This is a genomic window from Flavobacterium psychraerolatum, assembly GCF_025960985.1.
Lineage (GTDB): Bacteria > Bacteroidota > Bacteroidia > Flavobacteriales > Flavobacteriaceae > Flavobacterium.
Genome location: NZ_JAOQMX010000029.1, coordinates 37448 through 61806 on the forward strand (window position 1 = coordinate 37448; position 24359 = coordinate 61806).

Below are 24359 nucleotides of genomic sequence, written 5' to 3' on the forward strand. Positions count from 1 at the left end.
CTCAAGCTGATCGGTATTTTGATGATTTTATATTAGTGCATTATTATATTCTTGAAGAAAATAATCATTTCTCATTTAAATTACAAATTTTATAGTATAACATCCTTAATTACAGAATACTTACTAACTATATGGTTTTAATTTGCGAAGATAAGTCAACTGCAAATTCTAAGTATTATAAAATTTTTAAAATTTCTTCCAAAATTTAAAGTTAATAATGATCAGATTCCATCTGTATAATAATATTCCAAAAAAAAACACCTTATACAAATCTATCATCGTATAAGGTGCACTCTATTTTTAAAAAAAAAGAAACTATTCGCTAATACTAGGAATTCCAACCATTTCATCTGTTTCTACTGTATAATCTACACCAGCAACATTAAATCCAAAAAGGTTATAAAAATCTTTACGGTATCCTTCCAAATCACCAATTTCTTCTAGGTTTTCTGTAACAGCTTCTTGCCATAATGCAGCTACTTTTGCTTGTACATCTTCGCGCATTTCCCAATCGTCAATACGAATACGTCCTTGCTCATCTGTAGGCACTTCATTTCCACTGTACAAACGATCTGCATACAAACGTTGAATTTGCTCGATACAACCTTCATGAATTCCTTCTGCTTTCATGATTTTATACAATAATGATATATATAGCGGAATCACAGGAATAGCTGAACTTGCTTGTGTTACCAAGGCTTTATTAACAGAAACATAGGCTTTACCATCTAAATCAGCTAAGCTTTTTGTAATCTCAAAAGCAGTTGCTTCCAAATGATCTTTTGCACGCCCAATTGTTCCTTTGCGGTAAACAGCCTCAGTCAATGAGGGTCCAATATAGGAATAAGCAACCGTAGTAGCACCGGGAGCTAATAAGTTGTCTGCTTTTAAAGCATCCATCCACATTGCCCAGTCTTCACCACCCATTACGGCAATTGTATTTTCGATATCATCACCACTACATGGTTCAATAGATACTTCAGATACTTTTCCTGAGTGAAAATCTACAGTCTTATTAGTGAATTTTTCTCCTATTGGTTTCAAGACCGAACGATGCATCACACCAGTATTAGGATTGGTACGCACTGGCGATGCCAAGCTGTAGATAACTAAATCTACTTGACCTAAATCATGTTTTATTAATTCTAATGTTTGTGTTTTGATCTCATTAGAAAAAGCATCTCCGTTTATACTTTTTGCATATAATCCTTCTTTAGCAGCTTCTTTTTCAAACGCAGCAGAATTATACCAACCTGGTGAAGCAGTTTTACCTGCTGTTGGTGGTTTTTCAAAAAATACTCCTATTGTTGCAGCATTAGAACCAAACGCACTAGTAATACGAGACGCTAAACCAAAACCAGTTGAAGCTCCGATAACTAATACTTTTTTAGCACCTTCAATCGCTCCTTTAGATTTTACATATTCAATTTGATTTTTTACGTTTTGCTCGCATCCTTTAGGTTGTGATGTCAAACAAATAAATCCTCTCATTCTTGGTTCTATGATCATTTTTATCTTTTTATCGTTTTTTATAATTAGCTGTAAAGCGTTTTAAATCTTTTTTTTTGAGGTACAAATATAATTGTAATAAATTAGTTCAACAAGGCTTTGGCATGAATTAAAGCAGAATCTGAAACTACGGCTCCCGAAAGCATTTGCGCAATTTCGACAACACGTTCTTCAGCTGTAAGTAAAACTAATGCCGATTGAGTATCCTCTCCAACAGTAGACTTGAATACTTTGAAATGTGCATTTCCTTTAGCTGCAATTTGAGGCAAATGTGTAATAGCAAAAATCTGCATCGTTTGACTCATTTCTTTCATAATTTCTCCCATTCGTATAGCAATTTCTCCCGAAACTCCCGTATCGATTTCATCAAAAATTAAAGTAGGCAATTTAGAATATTGACCTAAAATCGCTTTGACAGACAGCATTATTCTTGACATTTCTCCACCAGAAGCAACTTTTTTTAATAGTCCAAAATCAGTTCCTTTGTTGGCAGCAAATAAGAACTGCAATTCATCTTTTCCGTTTTCAAAATAGTTGGCTGTTGGCGTTACCTTGATATCAAAACGTACATTTGGCATCCCTAATGTTGCAAGAATTGAAATCAATTTATCTGATAAAATTGGAATAGCAATTTGCCTATTGGTTAAAATTGTGGTTGCAAACACATCCAAATCTGCTGCTTTTGCCAAAATAGAAACCTTTAATATTTCAATATCTTCACCTAAATTCCCTAATTCTAAAACTGAATTATCTAGCTGATTTTGAATTTCTATTAATTCATCAACAGTTGCAACTTGATGTTTCTTTTGTAAATTATAAATTAACTGCAACTTTTGATTGATCAATTCCAATTGTGCTGGATCACTTATCAAGTTTTCTGCACTATCATTTAGTTCATTGCTAATATCATCCATTTCGATCAAAACACTCATCACTCGTTCTTGAAGTACTTGGTATTCTGGTGAAAACGAAACAATTTTTTGTAACGCCGATTTCACTTCATTCAAATTTGACAAAATACCCACCGATTCCACACTGGTAATAGCCAATGATTTATCAAGTGATTCTTTAATAATTTCAACGTTATTAAGTTTTTCAAAATCAGCTTCGAGTATTTCTTGGTCACCCGATTTTAGTTTAGCATCCAACAATTCTGTTAGTAGAAATTGATTGTATTCTTGTTCCTTATATGACTCTGCTTGTTTTTTAAGCAGCATATTCAATTTTGTTTTCTCCGATTTGTATTGTTTCAATACACCTTGGTAAGTCACAATCGTATCTGTATTATTAGCTATTGCATCAATAATCTTAAATTGTACATTCTCATCAGACAATTCCTGTGTTTGTTGCTGCGAATGAATGTCAATCAGATACAAACTCAATTCTTGTAATTCCTGAAGGTTTGCTGGACTATCATTGATAAAAGCACGAGATTTTCCAGATGGTAAAATTTCACGTCTTATAATAGTATCATCCTCATAATCTAGATCATTTGCTTCAAAAAAGGGTTTTAAGTTGTACTTCGATATTTCAAAATGTGCTTCGATAATACATTTTTCTTCTTTATTTTTTAGCGAAGTTAAATCGGCTCTTTTTCCAAGGACCAAGCCTAATGCTCCCAAAATAATTGACTTCCCTGCCCCTGTTTCTCCTGTAATTATCGAAAATCCTTTAGAGAAATCAATCGACAATTTTTCAATTAATGCGTAATTTTTTATGGATAGTGTGGTAATCATCTAATCTATTTTTAGCACCTTTGGATTAATAGTATAAAACTTTTTAGTATTTGATATTAGACCATTTACTAGAATTTAATGGAGAGGTTCTATTCAAACTTTCTGTCAAATCGGTAATATTAATACTTGGCCCCCCAGAGAAAATAGAAACAATTTCATCTGATTTGGCATCAAAAAAAACTCTTGTCAAAAAAGCATTTGGTTTTGCTGAATACAATTTATTCAAATCAATCAATGCCTCCTTAATTTTTTCTTTAGAACCTTTCAAATCTTTAGTCATCATGTCCAAACCTGTATGGTACCCTGTAATGGTAGAGCGAATTACAGAAAATGTTGGTGATAACAAATCATTAATTAAAAAATAGCGATTTTGAAAACCATCTGCTTGACTCCATCCCTTATACCCACCTTGTTGGGCAATATTGGCAATATTCTGAGCCATTACCAAATTGGCAGTTCCCGAATTTGCTTCGAAAGAGTCTTCATCGAGTCCTATTATAACATAAGCATAATAGGATATTACAGAAACTAAATTCGATTCAAAACTATTTGGATTAAAAATCAAATTCTGAAACTGTATGTATCTAAAACTAAAATCTTTATCATTGTAATTTAAAATCGGGGATGAATAAGAAGAATTATAGATCGGTCTAGACGATTGTACTTGAATAGTTGCTATAAAATCATCCGAGCTGTTGGCCGAAATGGTAATATACATCGAACAATTAATCTTTTCACTTTGTTTCAAAGCTTTACCTGTCCAATCCGTCTTATTAATAAAATCTGTCAACGAAGTTTGCAAAGTCTTATAGACTGTTTGGTTGGTATTGGCTAATTTTTCTGTATTTACAGTCACCGTACAATTTAATTGTTGCCCTTGTACGGTAGAAAAAAAAACTAGTCCAAAAAAGAGAATCCATTTATTCATAAAAATAGGCTTTTATTTTATTTAAAATATCGTCTGCAACTGCTTCCTTAGATTTTAATTCCATCGGTTCAATATTGAAATCTTTATCAATAAAGGTTACTTTATTAGTTGCTTTTTTAAATCCAGCTCCTTCATCTTGTAAAGAATTAAGAACTATCAAATCTAAGTTTTTTTTCTGAATTTTTAACTTCGCATTTTCAATTTCATTTTCTGTTTCTAAAGCAAAACCAATCAAAAATTGTTTTTCTTTGATTTCACCCAATGATAACAAAATATCTTTTGTTTTTTCTAATTCAATAGTAAATGTACTAGCTGCTTTTTTTATTTTTTGTGTTGCTACAATTTTAGGTCTGTAATCAGCTACGGCTGCAGCCGCAATTGCTACATCCATTTGAGAAAAATAAGTATGACATGCATCGTACATTTCTTGGGCAGAAACAACCGAAATTAATTTTATAGCAGAGTGATTGGTTTTGAAATGAGTTGGACCAGAAACGAGAACAACCTCAGCACCTAAATTAGCAGCACTATGCGCAATATCAAATCCCATTTTACCCGAAGAATGATTTCCTATAAAACGAACAGGATCTATCGCCTCATAAGTTGGCCCAGCAGTAATTAATATTTTCTTTCCCTTTAATGGTAATTTACTTTCCAAATCAGCTTCAATAAAAGAAACAATATTTTCCGGTTCTGCCATACGACCTTCTCCCGAAAGTCCACTAGCCAATTCCCCAGATTCTGCAGGAATAATATGATTACCAAAAGAGTTTAACTCTTTTAAACTATAAATTGTTGAGGGATGTTTGTACATATCCAAATCCATTGCGGGTGCAACATATACAGAACATTTGGCTGACAAATAGGTAGCAATAACTAGATTATCACAATTTCCACTTGCCATTTTCGATAAGGTGTTCGCTGTTGCTGGAGCGATAAGCATCAAATCGGCCCAAAGACCCAATTCAACATGATTATTCCACTCGGCTTCTTGATCACTATCATTATAAAAACTTGAAAAAACAGGATTTTTTGAAAGAGTAGCCAAAGTTAATGGCGTTACAAAATCCTTAGAAGCAGGTGTCATTATCACTTGGACATGTGCACCTGCTTTTATAAAGAGTCGTACTAATGAGGCTGTTTTATAGGCAGCAATCCCACCAGAAACACCTAGTAAAATTTTCTTACCGTTTAAAACTGACATTTTCTACGTATTATTTGTTTGAATCTCTGTGGTATATTTTACCATCTAACCATTCTTGAACTGCTAAAGCATGTGGCTTAGGCAATTTTTCATAGAATTTTGAAACCTCGATTTGCTCTTTGTTTTCAAAAACTTCTTCAAGACTGTCATTATATGTTGCAAACTCTTCTAGTTTTTCAGTCAGCTCTTTTTTTATTTCAGAGTTGATTTGGTTTGCTCTTTTAGCCATAATTGTTATCGCTTCATACACATTCCCAGTAGGTTCTTCAATAACTGTTTTATTATAAGTTATTGTATTTACTGGAGCATTTGTCTTTTTTAAATCCATGACTTTATTTTATTTAGTAAATTTTTGTAAATCTTTTTCCACTCTAGCCAACATTTCGTCTGCTTTTTCTTTGTATTTGGTATCCGCTTTAAAATTAATTAAGTTTGAATACGCTTTTTTTGCTACTATTAAACGCTCTTCCATTTTGTCTGGAACACTATTAACACCTAGTTTGTATGCCGAATCAAATCTGTAATATAGAGCTTCTTCTTTATAGGTGGTTCCTGGGAAATCATTTATAAAGTTATCCAAAGCGACTAATGCTGATTTATAATCTGAGATAGTATTATATCCTCTGGCATTTTCAAAAACTTTTTTTTCTATTTTCTCGGCTAATTGTTTCACAAGCATATTAGCTTCTGGCAAGTAAGTCGAATTTGGATAGGTATCAATAAAGATTTGTAATTTTTCAATCGCTTTATTAGTATCCGTTTGATCTAAACTATACGTTGGTGATAATTTAGAATAGCTTTTAGCTCCCAAAAAAGCAGCTTCTTCTATTTTTTCACTTTTTGGATAACTAGAAGTAAAACTTTCAAATTGATATCCTGCTAAATAAAACTGATTGGTTTTAAAATAAGCTTGTGAAAACATATAAAATAACTTTTCTGCTTGAGGTTTTCCTCTATAAGTTGTTGCAACTTGTTCAAACAAACGAATTGCTTTTGAATACTTACCTGCTTCATACAATTTAGTCCCCATTTCATATTTAACACCAATATCTTCACTTTTCAATGCTTTTTGGTACTCGTTACATGAAGTAAAGACAACTACAAGAAGTATTACTGATACAATTTTTTTCATTTAGTAATTTTATCGGTTCAATTGTTAGTTATAAAACAAAAAATAGCACCGAAGATTCGGTGCAAATTTAGGTATTAATTTAGCCATTACAAAATATTTCTTTACATCAAAAAAAAGTGGGCTTTATTTATCAAATTGAGCTACAAAAGAATCAATTCTAGAAGCCAATGACTCATCTACAGGAACTAAAGGTAAACGAACACAGTTTTCAGCAATCCCTTGTGCCTTAAACACTTGCTTAATACCCGCTGGATTACCTTGTTCAAAAATCATATCTATACAGTTTGCTAATCGGTAATGAAGTTCAAAGGCTTCATCTACCTTACGATTCAACCCCAAACGGATCATTTGTGAAAATGCAGTTGGAAAACATTGTCCAATAACGGTAATAATCCCTACTCCTCCCGCCAAAACAATAGGTAAAGCCAACATATCATCACCAGAGATTACCAAAAAATCTTTTGGCTTATTCTTAATGATCTCCATAGCTTGTACCAAATCACCGGCAGCCTCTTTTACTGCTACAATATTTTTGCAATCATTTGCTAATCGTATCACTGTTGATGGTAACATATTACTTGCTGTCCTTCCTGGAACATTGTAGATGATAACCGGAATCGGACAAGCTTCTGCTACAACTTTGTAATGTTGATAAATCCCTTCTTGTGTTGGTTTATTATAAAATGGAGAAACAGATAAAATCGCTTCAAAACTAGATAAATCTCTAGTTCTTAATTCATCGGCTACCTTCATCGTGTCGTTACCTCCTATCCCCAAAACTAGTGGCAACCTTCCGTTATTTGCGTCAACAACAGTTTTAATTACTATTTCTTTTTCTGCTGGACTAAGCGTAGCTGTCTCTGCAGTAGTTCCTAAAACTACTAAATACTCTACTCCTCCATCCACAGAAAAATTGACAATTTGAGCCAAAGCCTCTGTGTCAATTGATAAATCTGCTTTAAATGGCGTTATAAGTGCGGCTCCAGTTCCTATTAATGATTGCATGGTTAGGTTATATTTTATTTAATATTTTTAAATATCGAAACATTTCGTGAATAAAAACTTGATGATTATCGGCGTTAATTGTAACCGTTAAATCATTTAATCTTTTATCTATTGATGAGAAACCTACTTTGAAATGTGCTTTTGATTGATGGGTTATTACTAACAATACTGCTTTTTCTACATCATAATAATTAATTAATAGATCAAAATCAGTATTGACAAAATCAGCAACTGCCTTATTATTAATTTCAGCTTTCCAGTTCAAGTTGTTTGGTGTACAAACAGAATACTCTTTTCCTTCCTTCCTAGTTGCTCTGTTTTTATAAACCAGCACTTTAATATTTTCTTTCAAAATCCCTTTTGATATTATTTCTTCAATTAATTTATTTTTTTCTAAGAAATAATCCTCATCAATTAACAAACCAACTGTCTCAACAACATCAGAGCAGGCAAGGGTTCTTTCAGTCAACAAACTATTTTTTACTTTTCTTTTAACCAAAAACTCCTTTAAATAATTCCGCAGCATAATCTCTTATCTAGTGCGCAAAATTAATTAATTCTGTCACAATTTGGACAGCAAATCTAAAAAAGTAAAACGGAGATTTAAAACTTTTTGTTATATTCTTAACAGTTAAGCACGTATCCCTTGTGTTTTTTACAAAAAAAAAGCACCTCAATGAGGTACTTTTCAATATATATATTCTGTGCTGCAATTAGTTATAGATACTTTCTTTTTTGAAATGTAGTGCTAATAGGTAATATACAACTGCTCTGTGTTTATTAGAATTTGAACGACCGTATTTTTCAATAACTGCATCTATTCCTGCGTCTAATTCTGGACCGTCTGTCAAACCTAATTTTTTAATCAAAAAATTATTCTTAACAGTATCTAATTCAGACTGTTGACTACCTGCAACAGTAGAAGAATCTTTATTATAGATTGATGGACCACAACCGATTGTTACTTTTGTTAATAAATCCATATCTGGAGTTACTCCACATTTATCTTTTAAATCTGCCGCATATTTTACAATCAGCTCTTCTCTTGCACTCATAAAGTAATTTTATTTAGTTAATAATACCAAATTTAGGAAATCGTATTGATAAAAACAATTTTTAACTTACAAAAAAAACTAAATTACCACTGTAAACCTGACTAATAACCATTATTCGACAATACTATTGTACTACAATAATTCTTTAAAAAACTGTAGCAAAATGGTATCATTTTCTAATGTCGGTGTAAAAACCTCCAAAATGGATGGTTTGTCATTATTTAAAAATAAAGATTTTAATCTTGATTCTAAAGTATCAACATCAGTTGCTGAAAAATAGTCAAGACCATACATATTTGCCAAATTTACTGCCGTTAATTGATGTGAGGTTTCAAAAAAGGTATTAAACACAGGCGTCTCCTGATGTCCTGGTAAAATCCTGAAAATTCCTCCTCCTCCATTATTAATGATAATAATTTTAAAATTTTTCGGAATATAATTATTCCACAAAGCATTGCTATCATATAGGAAACTTATATCGCCAGTAATCAAAGTCGTTTGTTTGCCATTTGCCAGTGCAGCTCCTATTGCTGTCGAGGTGCTACCATCAATCCCACTCGTGCCTCGATTACAAAACACTTCGATAGACGCATCAATAGCGATCAATTGCGCGTATCGAATTGCAGAGCTATTACTTATTTGCAGCTGACTATTATGAGGTAGACCAGCCATAATTTTATCGAAAGCAACAAAATCAGAAAACGTAATTTTCCTCAAATAGTCGTCTGTTCTTTGTGTTCGTACTAGCACGACTTTACTAATTTTAGAAAAATAAGTACTCTCTACTTTCATTATCAACGGAATAAAATTATTGAAAAAGGTATTTGGGTCATCCTTAAAATGGTGCGTCAAACTTCCGAAAGTGTCATAAGCTCTATAGCTATCAATATGCCAATGATGCTGTGGTTTGTATTTTCGCAAAAAAGCCTTAATACGCTTTGAAACAATCATTCCGCCGAAAGTAATTAATATTTCTGGCTGAAAGTCAACAAAATCATTAACCGTAAAAGGAGTGATTATAGTATCTATATTCGAAATAAAATTAGAATGATGCAAGTTAGAGGTCGTTTCTGTCATCACAACAACTGAAGGATCTTTTGCTAAAAACTCAATAATTTTCTCATCAATTTGATTAGGGCTATTCACTCCTACGAGGACCAACTTTTTGGTTGAATTATTCCATATCGTAGCTTTTTCATCGAGCACCTCCTCATCTATTACCGAAGGTTCATTTTCGAAAGAAGTTACTTTTACAGCAACAGATAACTCTTGAACTATTTCATACAATGGTTCTTCAAACGGAGCATTAATATGAACTGGTCCTTTTTGAAATAGTGCAGTATCGATCGCAGCATTTATTTTTAAATCATTTTCCAAACAAACTTTTTCAATGAGATTAGCATTGTAAAGAGAGTGATTGGCATAAACATTTTCTTGTCGAACAGTTTGTCCGTCTCCTATATCAATTTTTGATTGGGGCCGGTCTGCAGAAATAACAATAAAGGGAATTTGACTATAAAAAGCCTCCGAAAATGCAGGGTAATAATTCAACAAAGCAGATCCAGAAGTACAAACTACCGCCACTGCTTGCTTAGTTTGTTGTGCTATTCCTAAAGCAAAAAAAGCAGCGCAACGCTCATCAGCAATACTATAACACGTAAAATTTGGATTATTGACAAAGCCAATCGTTAAAGGGGCGTTTCGAGATCCAGGAGAAATAACTATTTGTGTAACTCCTTTTGCCAAACACAACTCGATGATGCTTTGTGCCAAAGGTATTTTTGGGTATATCATTGTATTCATTTGAAGAAAACAAATATACAAAGTTGTCACAGCTTACATTCTATTTCTACTCAATTTTATAATGAATATAACAATTGTTTCAATTTGAAAGTTGCTGAAATAAAAAAACATACAACCTGAAAGAATATTATATTTGCAGTCTTAAACTATAAAATGGATTACACCCTATTATCTTCTCCGCTTCAAGGATTCACAGACTTTAGATTTAGAAACGCACAAAATAAATTTTTTGGAGGAATCGACACCTTTTACTCTCCTTATATTCGACTAAATGGTAAATTGGTAGTAAAACCTTCTTATGAACGTGATCTATTGCCTGAAAATAATGTTGGATTAGAAGTAATTCCGCAAGTAATTACCAATGATGTAGACGAATTTCTATTTGTTGCAAAATATGTCAAAGAATTAGGATACAAAGAATTAAATTGGAATTTAGGCTGTCCTTACCCCATGGTTACCAAATCTGGAATGGGTTCTGGACTCATAAGCAATACCGAAAAAATTAATCTTATACTTGACCGAGCTCATTCTGAAACAGATATTATTGTATCAATGAAAATGCGTTTGGGATATGAAACAGCTCAAGAAATTATTGATGTAATGCCAATACTTGATAAATACCCACTTAAAAATATTGCCATCCATGCTCGTTTGGGTAAGCAACTGTACAAAGGGGGTGTTCACTTGGATGCTTTTCAAAATTGTATTGATAGCAGCAAACACAAATTGTATTATAACGGAGACATCACCTCGGTAGCCAAGTTTCATGAAATGCAAGAACGTTTTCCTTCTATCGACCATTGGATGATTGGTAGGGCGTTGATAGCCGATCCTTTTTTACCAACAATGATCAAAAATAATACGCACGAATACCCAACTAATAAACTTGAAGTTTTTAAAGAATTTCACGATACTTTATATGAGATCTATAGCGAATCCTTATCAGGACAAACACATATTTTACTAAAAATGTATCACTTATGGGAATATTTCTCAACTACCTTCTCCAACCCTCACAAAGTGCTTAAACAAATAAAAAAAGCACAAAGTTTTAGAAATTATGATGCTGCAGTGATTGAAATTTTCAAAAAAGGATAAAGACGCCTAAAATTGAGTAAATCAACCTTTTTATGGTACATATAATTTCAAAAGATGAAATAAAAAATACTGATACATTTTACAAATTACTACAACTAAATAATTTTTACTTTTCTAAGAAAAAATAGTTTTATTTTAGATGACGATTCTGTTATTTTCCAAAACAGTAAATTAATCTTACCAATACAGACTGACTTGTTTAAAGTCACGAAATGAGTTTTGCATCTCACTATAATATTATAAAGAGAATTAAATTATACCCTATTCCTTACTACATAAATTTCAAATACATTTTTCGTAAAATAAATTGTTTTTATTACCATAAATTTGTAAATTTATCAGCTTATCCACAATTATAGTGGTTATTTCTCATAAAAAAATTAACATTTTAAATGAAGCTATATGATAGTAGGTGTTCCTAAGGAAATTAAAAACAATGAAAATCGCGTTGGAATGACACCTGCCGGTGTCTTTGAATTAGTAAAAAACAAACATACCGTTTACATACAACATACCGCTGGTATGGGAAGTGGTTTTACGGATCAAGATTTTACTGATGTTGGAGCACAAATTCTTCCTACAATTGAAGATGTTTATGCAAAAAGTGAAATGATTGTTAAAGTAAAGGAACCAATTGAGTCTGAATATGATTTAATAAAACCAAATCATATTATTTTTACCTACTTTCATTTTGCAGGTAGCGAAAAGCTAACTAGAGCCATGCTTAAAAGTAATGCTATTTGTATCGCCTACGAAACTGTAGAGGATCCAGATGGTAGCTTACCACTATTAACTCCAATGTCTGAAGTTGCAGGTAGAATGTCTATTCAAGAAGGTGCAAAATACCTTGAAAAAACATATGGCGGATTAGGAATATTATTAGGAGGTGTACCAGGTGTACCACCGGCAAAAGTATTAATCCTTGGAGCAGGAGTTGTTGGAATTCAAGCGGCCAAAAAAGCAGCAGGATTAGGAGCACAAGTTACTGTTATGGATGTCAATATGAAGAGACTTCGTTACATCAATGATGTAATGGCAAACAATGTTATCACAGAATATTCGAACGAATATAACATTCGTAAAAACATTCAGACACATGATTTAATCATTGGAGGTGTATTAGTAAAAGGTGCCAAAGCACCCAAATTAATTACTCGTGACATGCTAAAAGAAATGCGACCAGGTACTGTACTTGTAGATGTAGCCGTAGATCAAGGTGGATGTTTTGAAACTACAAAAGCAACTACTCATCAAGACCCTATTTTCATCGTTGATGACGTAGTTCATTATTGCGTAGCCAACATGCCGGGAGCAGTACCACATACTTCTACTTTGGCCTTGACAAACGTAACATTGCCGTATGTATTGCAAATTGCAAACAAAGGTTGGAAAAATGCTTGCGATACAAATGCTTCTTTAGCACTTGGATTGAATGTAGTAAATGGAGAATGCGTTTACCCAGGAATAATGGAAGGTTTCGAATAGGTTTATAAATCCATTTTTACTAAAAAGAATAATAGTGTTTGGGCGTGACCCGCTAAAAAAAGCGGGTCGGGCTATTCGCTACAAGTCCTCAACAAGTTCCGCTATCGCTACACTTGTTTGCGGGCTTTCCACACCTATCCCTCACGCAAAATCTACATAACAGACGATTATTGTTCCAAAATCACTTCTTAATATAAACTACTATTTTCAAAAAAATTATCATAAAAATACCCAGCATGATATTGATTACAATTACTACTAAGTTATGTAAAGATCTTTAAAATCAACGACCAAATATTTTTCACAGTCAGTAAGTAGTGTTATACAATTACTTTAAAATCTTATAGTTGACTTCTGTTTGGGTTATTCTATAATCGTTCTTCATACATTTTCAACAACTGAGTTACTGTATTCCAGTTGCGAATCGTAGCCGATACATTTAATTTTTTCTCAATATACTTTTGGTCAAAACGAGTTTTTCCTGCACCAACTGCATATTTAATAAAAATACGATTTTCATCAATACTTGCTTCATCTGGTTTGAATTGACTAATTCTTAAATCATTAATACTATCAGCTCGTAAAGCGGTCGAAATAAAAGCTACATATAATTTTTTAATGTCTGCATCTTTCTCTTTCAAGAAAGAATTATTAGTAAAACAAGCTACCAAGTCTGCTTTATTAATCACAATTACAGGTACTTCATGACCAAAAACCTTAAAAATTTCTTGTTTAATAAGAAAGCCTACTTTGGGTGCATTTTCTTCTTCAGCATCAACAAAAACGTTACCTGACTGAACATAAGTCACTACATTTTGAAAACCAACAGATTCCAAACAACTCTTCAAAGCCTCCATTTTTATCATGTTATGGCCAGATACGTTTATTCCTCGAAGTAATGCTAAGTGAGTTGTCATTTTTGTATTTTTATTTTGCCAAAGATATTGTCTTTTTTTTTGAAACACATGCAGAGTTATATTTTCTTTACTTTAAAAAGTAGTGTCAATACTTTCTTTCATAAAGTTGTTAGTGTCTAAATTTTATATTAAAAGGTACTTATAAATTCATTCAAATTATCATTCCTTTCTAATTTAAACTTTTTTCTAAGGCGATATCTAGAAGTGTGTACACTCTCGAAGGAAATTCCCAAAAGTGAAGCCATATCTTTACTTGAAAAATTAAGCTTAATCAGTGCACAAATTTTTAAGTCGGTTTGGCCTAGATCAGGATACTTATCTTTTAAATTGGTGTAAAAACTTTGATTAACAGCGGTAAAACGTGCTTCAAACTCTTTCCAGTTACTACTAGGAGAACCTTGAATGGTTTTTAGCATTTTATTTATCGTTCGCACATCTACATTTTCCTTATTATCGGTTAAATTAAGTTTTAAGCGTTCTATAAATTCATCTTTCTCAATTAATTGTAGTGCCGAGGTAGTTAATTCTTTATTTTTTAACTCCAATATTTCTTTGCCTTTTTGCAATTCCATTTCTTGCTTTTCTGCAATGGCTAATTTTTCATCTTTGTGTTTTCTCCTCATATTCTTGACAAATAAGAAACCAAAAGAGAGCAATGAAATGAGTATAATCGAGAATAAAACCGATTTTAAAAGCCAAACTTTTTCTTCACTTTCCAATTGTTCTATACGCTGCTTATTCAAAATTTCACGTTCTTTTTGCTTTTGTACGCGGTATTTATCGTTAATTTCAAATAGATGTTGACTATTTTTACTTCCTTTTCCAAACACATTGGCGTTAATCTTCAAAGCAAGGTTGGAGTGGTTATATGCTTTTTGAAAGTTTCCTATTTTAGCATATGTAGCGGCAAGTGCTTCATGAACCATAATCACATAATTTTCATGACTCTTATATTTGTTCGAAAAAGCAAATGATTTTTCATAATAAGTGATACTATTTGGAAGATCACCTTTCATTCTATATACCTCTCCTATCAAGTAATTGACAATGATTAAATACGAAGGATCTTTCTTTTCGAAATAAGTATTTGACTCTTGCAAACCTGCGATCGCTACCTCATATTTTTTATCTACAGCGTTCATGAAAGCCGTTTCGGTACTTATAAAATAATTAGGCGTTTTACTATTTAGTTTTTTAGAAGTGATTTGACAACTGTCTAAATATTTTCTAGCTTTTTTATAATCCCCCTTTACCCTATATAAGTTTAAAATAGAAAAGTAATCTTGTTCAAGTAATGCCAGTTTTTTAACGTCATCCAGTTTTTTATTATTTTTTGTTAAATTTAAAGAATTTTCATAATACCGTAATGCCTCTACATCGCGATCATAAAAACTGAATAGCCAACCAAGCGCTTGATAAATTATTGCTTTCGAATAATCGTCTTTTGAAGCTACTGCCAAAAACAAGGCTTTCCAATATCCATCGTATGCTTTTCCGTAATCCAAACGATGCGCAAACAAGTCAGACATATCACGTAGGTTAGCTATAACGTTTACCGTATCTTTTCGCTCTGTATTGTACTCGATACTTTTTTTATAATAATAAACGGCACTACCATAATTCGAGTAGCGTAGTTCATTTGCCTTCTCAACGTACGGATTGGTTACCGTATGATTCTGAGCAAATGTTGCATTAGAAAAAATAAATAACACTACCATAGCTATGGTAGAAAAAATAGTAGGAGAAAAATAAGTTATTGAAGAGTGTTCCCATAAATGGTAAAGCTTATTTTTTAAAATAATTTTTTGCATTTTCAATTTTGGTTAAATAGTTTGGTTGTTAGTTGGTAAAACAAAACTGAACTTTAAATGATTTATAATTAAAGTTACAATTAAGTTATAGTCTAGTAAAACTAAGGAACAAAATACTAATTATCACCATTGTTCAGTTAATGTCTAGTTCAAAAAAACGTCCTTTACCTATAATTATAAGATATTTGCCAAACAATTACTTTCATAAATATTCGTGCTAATTATTTCATTATCAACAGTAACGATCACTAATACTTAATAAATAAACAGTAATCTAAATGGTTTACCCAAAGCCGACATGTTTTTCAAAAGATTTTACCTAAAAATAATTAAAACTAATGAGTTTCATTTTCAAGATGTAAAGCCTTTTTTACCAACTGCAATAATTCAGTTTTAAATCAAAAAAATAAATAACATTTCACCTTTAAAAAACTAAACATCTACTCATTAATTAGGATAACAATGCAAATAAAACCAAAATCGATAACCACCAAATTATCCACTAAAAGAGTAGTTCAAATTGGAATCCTTAATTTGATTTCGTTTTGTTCGTACGGACAAACCAATCCATCCGAATACCAAGATTTTAATTTTAATTGGAATTTTAAATTAGAATCTCCAGTCTCAAAAGATTGGAAAAAAGTAAATCTTCCGCACGATTGGAGTATCGAAAACTCTTTTGACGGAGACAAAGGTGAAGGAGCAACTGGATACCTACTTGGCGGAATTGGATGGTACAAAAAAGACTTTGTTCAAAATCCCAATCCGAATCAAACAACCTATATTCTATTTGACGGAATTTACAATAACAGTACAGTATGGCTCAACGACAAAAATTTAGGAGATCATCCATACGGGTATTCACCATTTTTCTATGATTTAAGTTCCTATTTAAACAACAATTCCAATCAAATCAAGGTCAAAGTAGATCATTCAAGATATGCTGATAGCCGCTGGTACACTGGATCTGGTATTTACAGAAATGTAAAATTAGTAACCAAAAACAACCTACATATTCCTATTTGGGGAACTTATATCACAACTCCTCAAGTGTCTTTGCAAGAAAGCAAAGTTCACTTAGAAGTTAAGGTTAAAAACAACTTTGATAAGGATGAGACTTTTGACATCATCACAACTATACTTGATGGTAAAGGCAAAAAAGTAGCCGAGCAAACTACAAAAGGAAAAGTTAGTTCCAAGAAAGAAACAAAATTCAACATCGATACCACTGTAAAAAATCCAAAATTATGGGATGTAGTAAGTCCGAATAGGTACACGGCACAAATTAAAATTGTACAAAACGGAAAAACAGTCGATGAGAATCAGACTAAATTTGGAATTCGCACGATCAAATTTGATGCGAATACTGGTTTTTACCTAAATGGTCAAAACATGAAAATCAAAGGGGTTTGTTTGCATCATGACGCTGGTCTTGTAGGAGCTGCTGTACCAGAAGGAGTTTGGAGAAGACGCTTTGAAAAACTAAAAGAAGCTGGAGTTAACGCGATCAGAATCTCTCACAATCCAGGTTCTGATGAATTTATTTCGCTTTGTGACGAAATGGGAATAATGGTTCAAGATGAGTTTTTTGATGAATGGGACAATCCAAAAGACAAGCGTAAAAACATGAAAGAACAATCAGTAGACGCTATTACTCGCGGTTACGGTGAACATTTTCAAGAATGGGCAGAACGTGATTTAAAAAATACCATGTTAGCACATAGAAACCACCCAAGCATCATCCAATGGAGTATTGGAAATGAAATTGAATGGACATATGAAAGAAACGCACAAGCCACTAGTTTCTTTGATAATATGGATTGGAGCGGAAATTATTTCTGGTCTCTTCCTCCAAATTCTATTGAGACAATTAAGGAAAACTTACGCACCCTACCTAGGGAGAAATACGATATTGGTGAAACTGCTAAAAAACTGGCAAAGTGGACTAAAGAAATGGACACCACTAGATATGTAATTGCTAACTGTATCCTTCCGTCATCAAGTTATGAATCTGGATATGCAGATGCATTAGACATTATTGGATTCAGTTATCGTCGCGTAATGTATGATTATGGGCATAAAAACTATCCCAATAAAATCATAATGGGTACCGAAAATCTACCGCAATGGCACGAATGGAAAGCCATTATGGAGCGACCTTTTATTTCGGGGACGTATTTATGGACAGGTATTGATTATTTGGGCGAAGCCAATAAACAATGGCCCAAAAAAGGAATCGATAGTGGGATATTAGATTATGCTGGATTCGAAAAACCATCCTACCACATGATGAAATCATTATGGAATGATGCTCCTGAATTATATATTGCCACACAAAGACTGGATAAATCAATCTATAAAATTGATGAACAAACAGGAGAGCCTGTAGAAAAAACAAAAAATGGATGGGAAAATGCGCTTTGGGTTTGGCATGATGTCAACGAACATTGGGAGTACCAATCTGGAGACAAAACAATTGTCGAAATCTACTCTAACTGCGATGAAGTCGAATTGTTTTTGAACGATAAATCATTAGGGAAGAAAAAGATAAACGATTTTGACGATCATATTTACAAATGGGCCGTACCTTTTCAAGCTGGAAAATTAACTGCAAGAGGAACAAAATCAGGTAAGACGATCTCATCGGAAAGAGTTACTCCTACAGAAGCTTACCGTGTTCAATTGACATCAGACAAAACTAGCCTTTCTGCAGATGGGTATGATGTCGCACACATCGTAGCACAAGTAGTTGATAAAGACAATAACCCTGTAAAAACAGTGAATCCAACAATCACATTTTCGATTGATGGAAACGTAAAGTTACTTGGAGTAGATAATGGAGCAGTCGATAATGTTCAGGATTTTCAATCAAATACTATAACCACTTCACAAGGAAGATGTTTGCTTATTGTTCAATCGAAAAAAGGAGCAAAAGTAGACGCTACCGTTCAAATTGAAAAAGTTGTTCTTGAAAACAATAAAATAAATTTCACAGAAAAAACTAATCTCACTAGTAAAATTAAATTAAGTAATATTGTAATACCAATCAAACTACAACTATGAATATAATTAACAAAAGCGTCCTTGGATTATTAACGCTAGCAATGCCAATCTCGGCAATTGCACAGTCAACAAAATGCAAAATGGAGGAAGAAAAACAACTAAAAAAAGATGCTATCGAACTTAAAGATAAGTTAGGTATTATGGATGTCAACCACTTAAGTGCCGCTTCAAAAAGAGCCTTAAAATGGCCTAAAGATTTAGGAAACGAATGGTTTATCGAGTTTGGAAACTTACAACCGCTTAAAGGTGATTTGGCTTACGAAGAAGGTGTTGTACGAAGAGATCCTAGTGCTATCATCCAAGAAAACGGAAAATACTATGTTTGGTACACAAAAAGTACTGGTCCAACACAAGGATTTGGTGGAGATATGGCCAATGAAAAAGTATTTCCTTGGGATCGTTGCGATATTTGGTACGCAACTTCTCAAGATGGTTGGACATGGAAAGAAGAAGGAATTGCAATTCCTAGAGGTAAAAAAGGATCTTATGATGATCGTTCTGTTTTCACAGTTGAGATTATGAAATGGGATAAGAAATATTATTTATGCTACCAAACTGTTGAAGGAATCTACAACATACGAGTTCAAGAAAAAGTAGGAATGGCATGGTCTAACTCGCCAAATGGTCCTTGGACAAAATTGGATGCTCCCGTTATCGCACCTGCTCAAAATGGTGTTTGGAAAGGTACTACGGACAACCGTTTTATGGTAGAGAAAAAAGGAGATTTTGACAGCCACAAAACGCATGATCCATGTATATTACCATACAAAGGTAAATTCTATTTGTACTACAAAGGAGAGCAAATGGGTGAAGAGATGACATTTGGTGGTCGTCAGATCCGTCATGGTGTTGCCATTGCAGACAATCCACTTGGACCATATGTAAAATCACCTTATAACCCAATTAGTAATAGTGGACACGAAATTTGCGTTTGGCCTTACAACGGCGGAATCGCATCATTAATCACTACAGATGGTCCTGAAAAAAACACTATTCAATGGTCTCCTGATGGAATTAATTTTGAGATTATGGCGTCTATCAAAGATGCACCACATGCAATTGGTTTGAACAGAACAGCAGATAATGAAAAAGAGCCAACTGAGATTTTGAGATGGGGATTAACGCATGTTTATAATAGCGGTAACTATCAAAGTATCATGCGTTTCACTTCTGAAAGAAAAACAACGCACGTTGCAGCTGGTGAAAAATCAGTAAACGGAAAAACAGAGAAAGCAGAGAACATGCATAAATAAGCAGTAAATTTATTCGCATAACTGTACACTACAACTACCCTTTTGTAAACTTTTTTGAGCGCTTCTCAAAAAACATGCAAAAGGGTAGTTTCTTTTAGTTTATAGTATTAAAAATATATCGAGGCAAATAGTACGGTTGAGTAAAAAAGAAAATCTAAAATGCAAAATATATTTTTTTTCCAAAGTCAAATAAATAAAACTATTTTTGTACTCTACCTAGTATACAACAACATGACGCAAGAAAAAGAAGATTTAAAATCGAATTATAATGTTCCTAATTTAGAGAGAGGACTACAAATCATCGAATTATTAGCGATGCACCCAAAAGGACTTACTTTGTCTGAAATCCTTCAGACTTTGGATGTAACTAAATCCAGTGCTTTTCGAATAACCAATACTTTGATTTTCAAAAACTATCTTCAAAAAAACGAAACTACCAAAAAAATCACCCTTTCGAGAAAGATGTTAACCTTGGGAATTTCTTCCATGAACGAGCAAAGTATCGTCGAATTGTCGATAGATATTATGAGAGCTTTGCGTGATGAACTGAAAGAGTCAGTGATGCTAGGTGTTGTGTTAGGCAATACAGGTACCATATTGGAGCAAGTTTCTTCCTCCTACCCTGTTAAGCTTTTTGTCGAACTGGGTACACGTTTCAACCTGCACAGTTCAGTTGGAGGAAAATCTATTTTAGCCTACCTACCAGAGGAAGAAGCAAATACAATTCTGTCAACTGTTCGATTTGATAAATTCACAAAAAACACTATTACTTCAAAAAAGGAATTTAAAGCACAATTAAAAACCGTTCGAGAACTAGGGTATGCAATAGACAATGGTGAAGATATTCAAGGAATTCATTGTATTGGAGCACCTATTTTTAATGAACATGGAACACCTGTAGCTTGCCTTTGGATCACAGCGCCTCATGGTAGATTACCTCATGAAGAATTTGATAAAAAAGGAAAAATTATTTCAAAATACGCCCTCGAAATTTCAACAAAACTTGGGTATATCGAAAGATAAATATCCCGAACATAAAATTTTAAAAAGTGTTGTATCCTATACAGCACTTTTTTTTGTTTGTTTTCCACTCTTGAAACCAGTTTCTTATGCGAAAAAAAATAGCTTTTATTTAAAGTATTTTTAATACTTATTCCTATATTTGTTCAAATAAGAAACAAGTTTACTATTTGAAACAAATATAAAAATGAAAGCAACTATTTATGAAGGGAATAAAACCTTCACTGTAATTAACAAAGAAATTGAAAATCCAGCAAATGGAGAAGTACGAATCAAAGTAGCCTACGTAGGTGTATGTGGAACTGACGTGCATATCTACCACGGAATGATGGACAAGCGTGTGAGTATTCCAGAAACTATTGGACACGAAATGTCTGGTACTATTGATGCTGTAGGTGAAGGCGTTACAGGATATGCTGTTGGAGACAAAGTTGTTGTCCGCCCTTTGGATGACCGCAAAGCAAAAGCATCTGATAAAGGATTCAATCACATTTGTGAGGAATTAAAATTCATCGGAATCGATAGCCCAGGTGCTATGCAAGAATACTGGAATGTTCCAGCTTTTACACTTCACAAATTAAAAGACAATACCGACTTAAAACTAGCTGCTTTAATTGAGCCTCTTTCTGTTGCAACTCACGATGTACGTCGTAGTGGCTTGGTAAAAGGAGAAACTGCCGTCGTTTTAGGTGGTGGTCCAATCGGTTTATTAGTAGCTATGGTTGCCAAAGATGCTGGAGCACAGGTTATCATCTCTGAAGTAAACGAAAACCGTATTGCAAAAGCTAAGGAATTAGGTTTTGATGCTGTTAACCCTATCAAAATTGACTTAGTTGAATATGTAAAAGGAAAAACAGAAGGTCGTAAAGCCGATGTTGTTTTTGAAGTTGCAGGTGTTCAACCCGCGCTAGACATTATGTGTGAAGTTGCAGGAATTCGCGGTAGAATCTTAATGGTAGCGATACACGGAGAGAAAAAACCAGTGGATTTATTCAAATTTTTCTGGAAAGAATTAAGCTTAATCGGTGCTCGTGTTTACGAAAAAGAAGATTACGAAAAAGCAATCGAATTAATCACAGCAAACGAATTGCCTTTCGAACAAATGATTACAGATGTACAGCCTTTATCCAACATCCAACAAGTTTTTGAAAACATTGACAAAAACCCAGAAGGATTGAAAGTATTGATGGACTGTCAATTATAGTATTTATTGCTATTGGCTAATGGCCTTTGGCTATTAGCTTTTTGACATATAATTACCTAATAAGAAATAAACAAACGAGCCAAAAGCTACACGCTAATGGCCAAAAGCAAAAAAAACATGAGCGTTTTAGATACATTTAGTTTAAAAGGAAAAGTAGCCTTGGTTACAGGTTGTAAAAGAGGAATTGGTAAAGTAATGGCAATTGGATTGGCACAAGCAGGTGCTGATATTATTGGTGTTAGTGCTTCATTAGAAACAGAAGGAAGTGCAGTTGAAAAAGAAGTAACGGCTTTGGGTAGAAAATTCAAAGGATATACTTGTGATTTCGGTGATAGAAAAGCATTATACGCTTTCATCGAAGCAGTGAAAAAAGACTTCCCAACTATCGATATTTTGGTAAACAACGCAGGAACAATCTTGAGAGCTCCAGCTGCTGAACACCCAGACGAAATGTGGGACCAAGTGATTGAAGTAAATCAAAATGCACAGTTTATTTTAACTAGAGAAATCGGTAAAGAAATGATTGCTAGAGGAAGCGGAAAAGTAGTTTTCACGGCTTCATTATTAACGTTCCAAGGAGGAATAACTGTTCCTGGGTATGCCGCTAGTAAAGGTGCTATTGGTCAATTGACTATGGCTTTTGCTAACGAATGGGCAGGAAAAGGGGTTAATGTAAATGCAATTGCACCTGGATATATCAACACCGATAATACAGAAGCTTTGCGTAATGACCCAGTTCGTTCGGCTTCAATCTTAGGTAGAATTCCAGCAGGTCGTTGGGGAAAACCTGAAGATTTTGCAGGACCTACAGTATTTTTATGTTCAGATGCTGCTTCTTACATGCACGGTACTACGATGCTTGTTGACGGTGGATGGATGGGACGATAGAGAACCATTATCGTTCAAATGACGATTATTATATTTTAAAACAATTATCCTACAAGAATTTAAAATCTTGCAGTTAAAAAAACTTATAAAAATGGCAGAAATTAAAGAATACCAATTATTTATAAACGGCGAGTGGAGAACTTCTACTTCTGGTGATACAATTGATGTTTTAAGTCCTTCTACTGAAGAGATTGTTGCAAGAGTACAAAATGGAACGGCTGAAGAAGCTCTTGAAACATTAGCTCATGCAGATAAAGCACAAAAAGAATAGAAAAAGAAACCAGCAAGAGAAAGAGCTGATTTAATGTATAAATTCTCTAACGAAATTAAAGCTAACTCTGAATATTTAGCGCAATTAATCGTAAAAGAACAAGGTAAATTACTAAAAGTTGCTCGTTTTGAAGTTGCGGTAGCTTCTTCATTTATCGAATATGCTTGCGAAGGTGCACGTCGAATTGAAGGAGATATTATCCCTTCAGACAATGCAAACGAGCAAATTTGGATTCAAAAAGTGCCTCGTGGGGTGATTGTAGCGATTACTGCTTGGAACTTTCCATTTGCACTAGCAGCTCGTAAACTAGGACCTGCTTTAATTGCTGGAAATAGTATTGTAATCAAACCAACATCCGAAACGCCATTATCAACTTTAGAATTAGGAAACATAGCAAACAAAGTAGGTATTCCTGCTGGAGTTATCAATATTCTTACGGGTCCTGGTAGAGCTATGGGGAATGCTTTGGTAAAAAGTCCAATAACCAAAATGGTTACTATGACAGGTTCTACTCCTGTAGGGCAAGATATTGCTCGTAATGCTGCCGAAAACTTAACACATGTACAATTAGAATTAGGTGGAAAAGCCCCTTTTATCGTTTTTGCAGACGCTGATATTGATGCTGCTGTAGATGCTGCTTTACATTCTCGTTTTGACAACTGTGGTCAAGTGTGTACTTGTAACGAACGTATGTACTTACACGAAGATATTTATGATGTTTTCATGGAAAAATTTATTCCTAAAGTAAAAGCATTAAAAGTAGGTGACCCAATGTTGGAAGATACAGATATGGGACCAAAAGTTAACGCCGCCGAATTGAAAGCGATGGAGCATTTGGTAGCCGTAAATGTAAAAGAAGGGGCTACAATTGCAACTGGAGGAAACAAACCAACAGGTCCTGGATTTGAAAAAGGATATTGGTTTGAACCAACTATTTTGACCAATGTAACACAAGATATGACTATTGTTCATGAAGA

At 33.6% G+C, this 24359-nt stretch carries 19 protein-coding genes and 1 pseudogene; 8 read left to right on the top strand and 12 right to left on the bottom strand.

Annotation, left to right across the window (positions count from 1 at the left end; translation table 11 throughout):
* Positions 1 to 315: 315 nt before the first annotated feature.
* From fabV to menD, 10 genes are all read right to left on the bottom strand, one after another.
* Positions 316 to 1509: an enoyl-ACP reductase FabV gene (gene fabV / locus M2326_RS11580; protein WP_264619721.1), complete on the bottom strand. Its 1194-nt coding sequence runs from the start codon at positions 1507 to 1509 to the stop codon at positions 316 to 318.
* 83 nt (positions 1510 to 1592) lie between these two features.
* Positions 1593 to 3245 carry a DNA repair protein RecN gene (gene recN / locus M2326_RS11585; RefSeq protein WP_264619722.1) on the bottom strand — a complete coding sequence of 551 codons (1653 nt, stop codon included), beginning with the start codon at positions 3243 to 3245 and terminating at the stop codon, positions 1593 to 1595.
* A 43-nt stretch (positions 3246 to 3288) separates the two neighbouring features.
* Positions 3289 to 4173, bottom strand: a complete 885-nt coding sequence (porD, locus tag M2326_RS11590) for a type IX secretion system protein PorD (RefSeq protein WP_264619723.1) — start codon at positions 4171 to 4173, stop codon at positions 3289 to 3291.
* Positions 4166 to 5377: a bifunctional phosphopantothenoylcysteine decarboxylase/phosphopantothenate--cysteine ligase CoaBC gene (gene coaBC, locus M2326_RS11595; RefSeq protein WP_264619724.1), complete on the bottom strand. Its 1212-nt coding sequence runs from the start codon at positions 5375 to 5377 to the stop codon at positions 4166 to 4168. Before coaBC ends, porD begins: the two co-directional genes overlap by 8 nt.
* A 10-nt stretch (positions 5378 to 5387) precedes the next feature.
* Positions 5388 to 5705 (bottom strand): DNA-directed RNA polymerase subunit omega, encoded by a 318-nt coding sequence (locus M2326_RS11600; RefSeq protein WP_026709525.1) that lies wholly within the window; start codon positions 5703 to 5705, stop codon positions 5388 to 5390.
* A gap of 9 nt (positions 5706 to 5714) precedes the next feature.
* Positions 5715 to 6509, bottom strand: coding sequence for an outer membrane protein assembly factor BamD (locus tag M2326_RS11605; protein ID WP_264619725.1), 795 nt, complete (start codon positions 6507 to 6509; stop codon positions 5715 to 5717).
* A 123-nt stretch (positions 6510 to 6632) separates the two neighbouring features.
* Complete coding sequence (gene dapA, locus M2326_RS11610) at positions 6633 to 7514, bottom strand: 4-hydroxy-tetrahydrodipicolinate synthase (RefSeq protein WP_264619726.1); 882 nt, start codon at positions 7512 to 7514, stop codon at positions 6633 to 6635.
* Positions 7515 to 7521: 7 nt separating this feature from the next.
* Positions 7522 to 8040 (bottom strand): DUF6913 domain-containing protein, encoded by a 519-nt coding sequence (locus M2326_RS11615; RefSeq protein ID WP_413603270.1) that lies wholly within the window; start codon positions 8038 to 8040, stop codon positions 7522 to 7524.
* A 187-nt stretch (positions 8041 to 8227) separates the two neighbouring features.
* Complete coding sequence (locus tag M2326_RS11620) at positions 8228 to 8569, bottom strand: DUF2853 family protein (protein ID WP_264619728.1); 342 nt, start codon at positions 8567 to 8569, stop codon at positions 8228 to 8230.
* Between the two features lie 132 nt (positions 8570 to 8701).
* A complete protein-coding gene (gene menD / locus M2326_RS11625) occupies positions 8702 to 10363 on the bottom strand; it encodes a 2-succinyl-5-enolpyruvyl-6-hydroxy-3-cyclohexene-1-carboxylic-acid synthase (RefSeq protein WP_264619729.1) in 1662 nt (553 codons plus the stop codon).
* Positions 10364 to 10525: 162 nt separating this feature from the next.
* Between menD and M2326_RS11630 the strand changes: the two genes are divergently transcribed.
* A complete protein-coding gene (locus M2326_RS11630; protein ID WP_264619730.1) occupies positions 10526 to 11470 on the top strand; it encodes a tRNA dihydrouridine synthase in 945 nt (314 codons plus the stop codon).
* Positions 11471 to 11872: 402 nt separating this feature from the next.
* Positions 11873 to 12955: an alanine dehydrogenase gene (gene ald, locus M2326_RS11635; protein WP_264619731.1), complete on the top strand. Its 1083-nt coding sequence runs from the start codon at positions 11873 to 11875 to the stop codon at positions 12953 to 12955.
* Between the two features lie 368 nt (positions 12956 to 13323).
* On the opposite strand, the gene M2326_RS11640 is transcribed toward ald, so the two are convergent.
* A complete protein-coding gene (locus tag M2326_RS11640; protein ID WP_264619732.1) occupies positions 13324 to 13872 on the bottom strand; it encodes a DUF1697 domain-containing protein in 549 nt (182 codons plus the stop codon).
* A 128-nt stretch (positions 13873 to 14000) separates the two neighbouring features.
* Positions 14001 to 15683 carry a tetratricopeptide repeat protein gene (locus tag M2326_RS11645; protein WP_264619733.1) on the bottom strand — a complete coding sequence of 561 codons (1683 nt, stop codon included), beginning with the start codon at positions 15681 to 15683 and terminating at the stop codon, positions 14001 to 14003.
* Positions 15684 to 16145: 462 nt separating this feature from the next.
* Here M2326_RS11645 and M2326_RS11650 point away from each other — a divergent pair, with 462 nt between their 5' ends.
* From M2326_RS11650 to M2326_RS11675, 6 genes and pseudogenes are all read left to right on the top strand, one after another.
* Positions 16146 to 18746 carry a glycoside hydrolase family 2 TIM barrel-domain containing protein gene (locus tag M2326_RS11650; protein WP_264619734.1) on the top strand — a complete coding sequence of 867 codons (2601 nt, stop codon included), beginning with the start codon at positions 16146 to 16148 and terminating at the stop codon, positions 18744 to 18746.
* A gap of 80 nt (positions 18747 to 18826) precedes the next feature.
* Positions 18827 to 19999, top strand: coding sequence for a glycoside hydrolase family 117 protein (locus M2326_RS11655; RefSeq protein ID WP_264619737.1), 1173 nt, complete (start codon positions 18827 to 18829; stop codon positions 19997 to 19999).
* A 159-nt stretch (positions 20000 to 20158) separates the two neighbouring features.
* Entirely contained in the window at positions 20159 to 21022 is an 864-nt protein-coding gene (locus M2326_RS11660; RefSeq protein ID WP_264619735.1) for an IclR family transcriptional regulator, read from the top strand.
* A 184-nt stretch (positions 21023 to 21206) separates the two neighbouring features.
* Positions 21207 to 22223, top strand: a complete 1017-nt coding sequence (locus tag M2326_RS11665; protein ID WP_108741607.1) for a zinc-dependent alcohol dehydrogenase — start codon at positions 21207 to 21209, stop codon at positions 22221 to 22223.
* A gap of 117 nt (positions 22224 to 22340) precedes the next feature.
* A complete protein-coding gene (locus tag M2326_RS11670) occupies positions 22341 to 23111 on the top strand; it encodes an SDR family NAD(P)-dependent oxidoreductase (RefSeq protein ID WP_264619736.1) in 771 nt (256 codons plus the stop codon).
* Positions 23112 to 23202: 91 nt separating this feature from the next.
* Positions 23203 to 24359, top strand: a pseudogene (locus tag M2326_RS11675) (aldehyde dehydrogenase family protein); the annotation flags it as partial.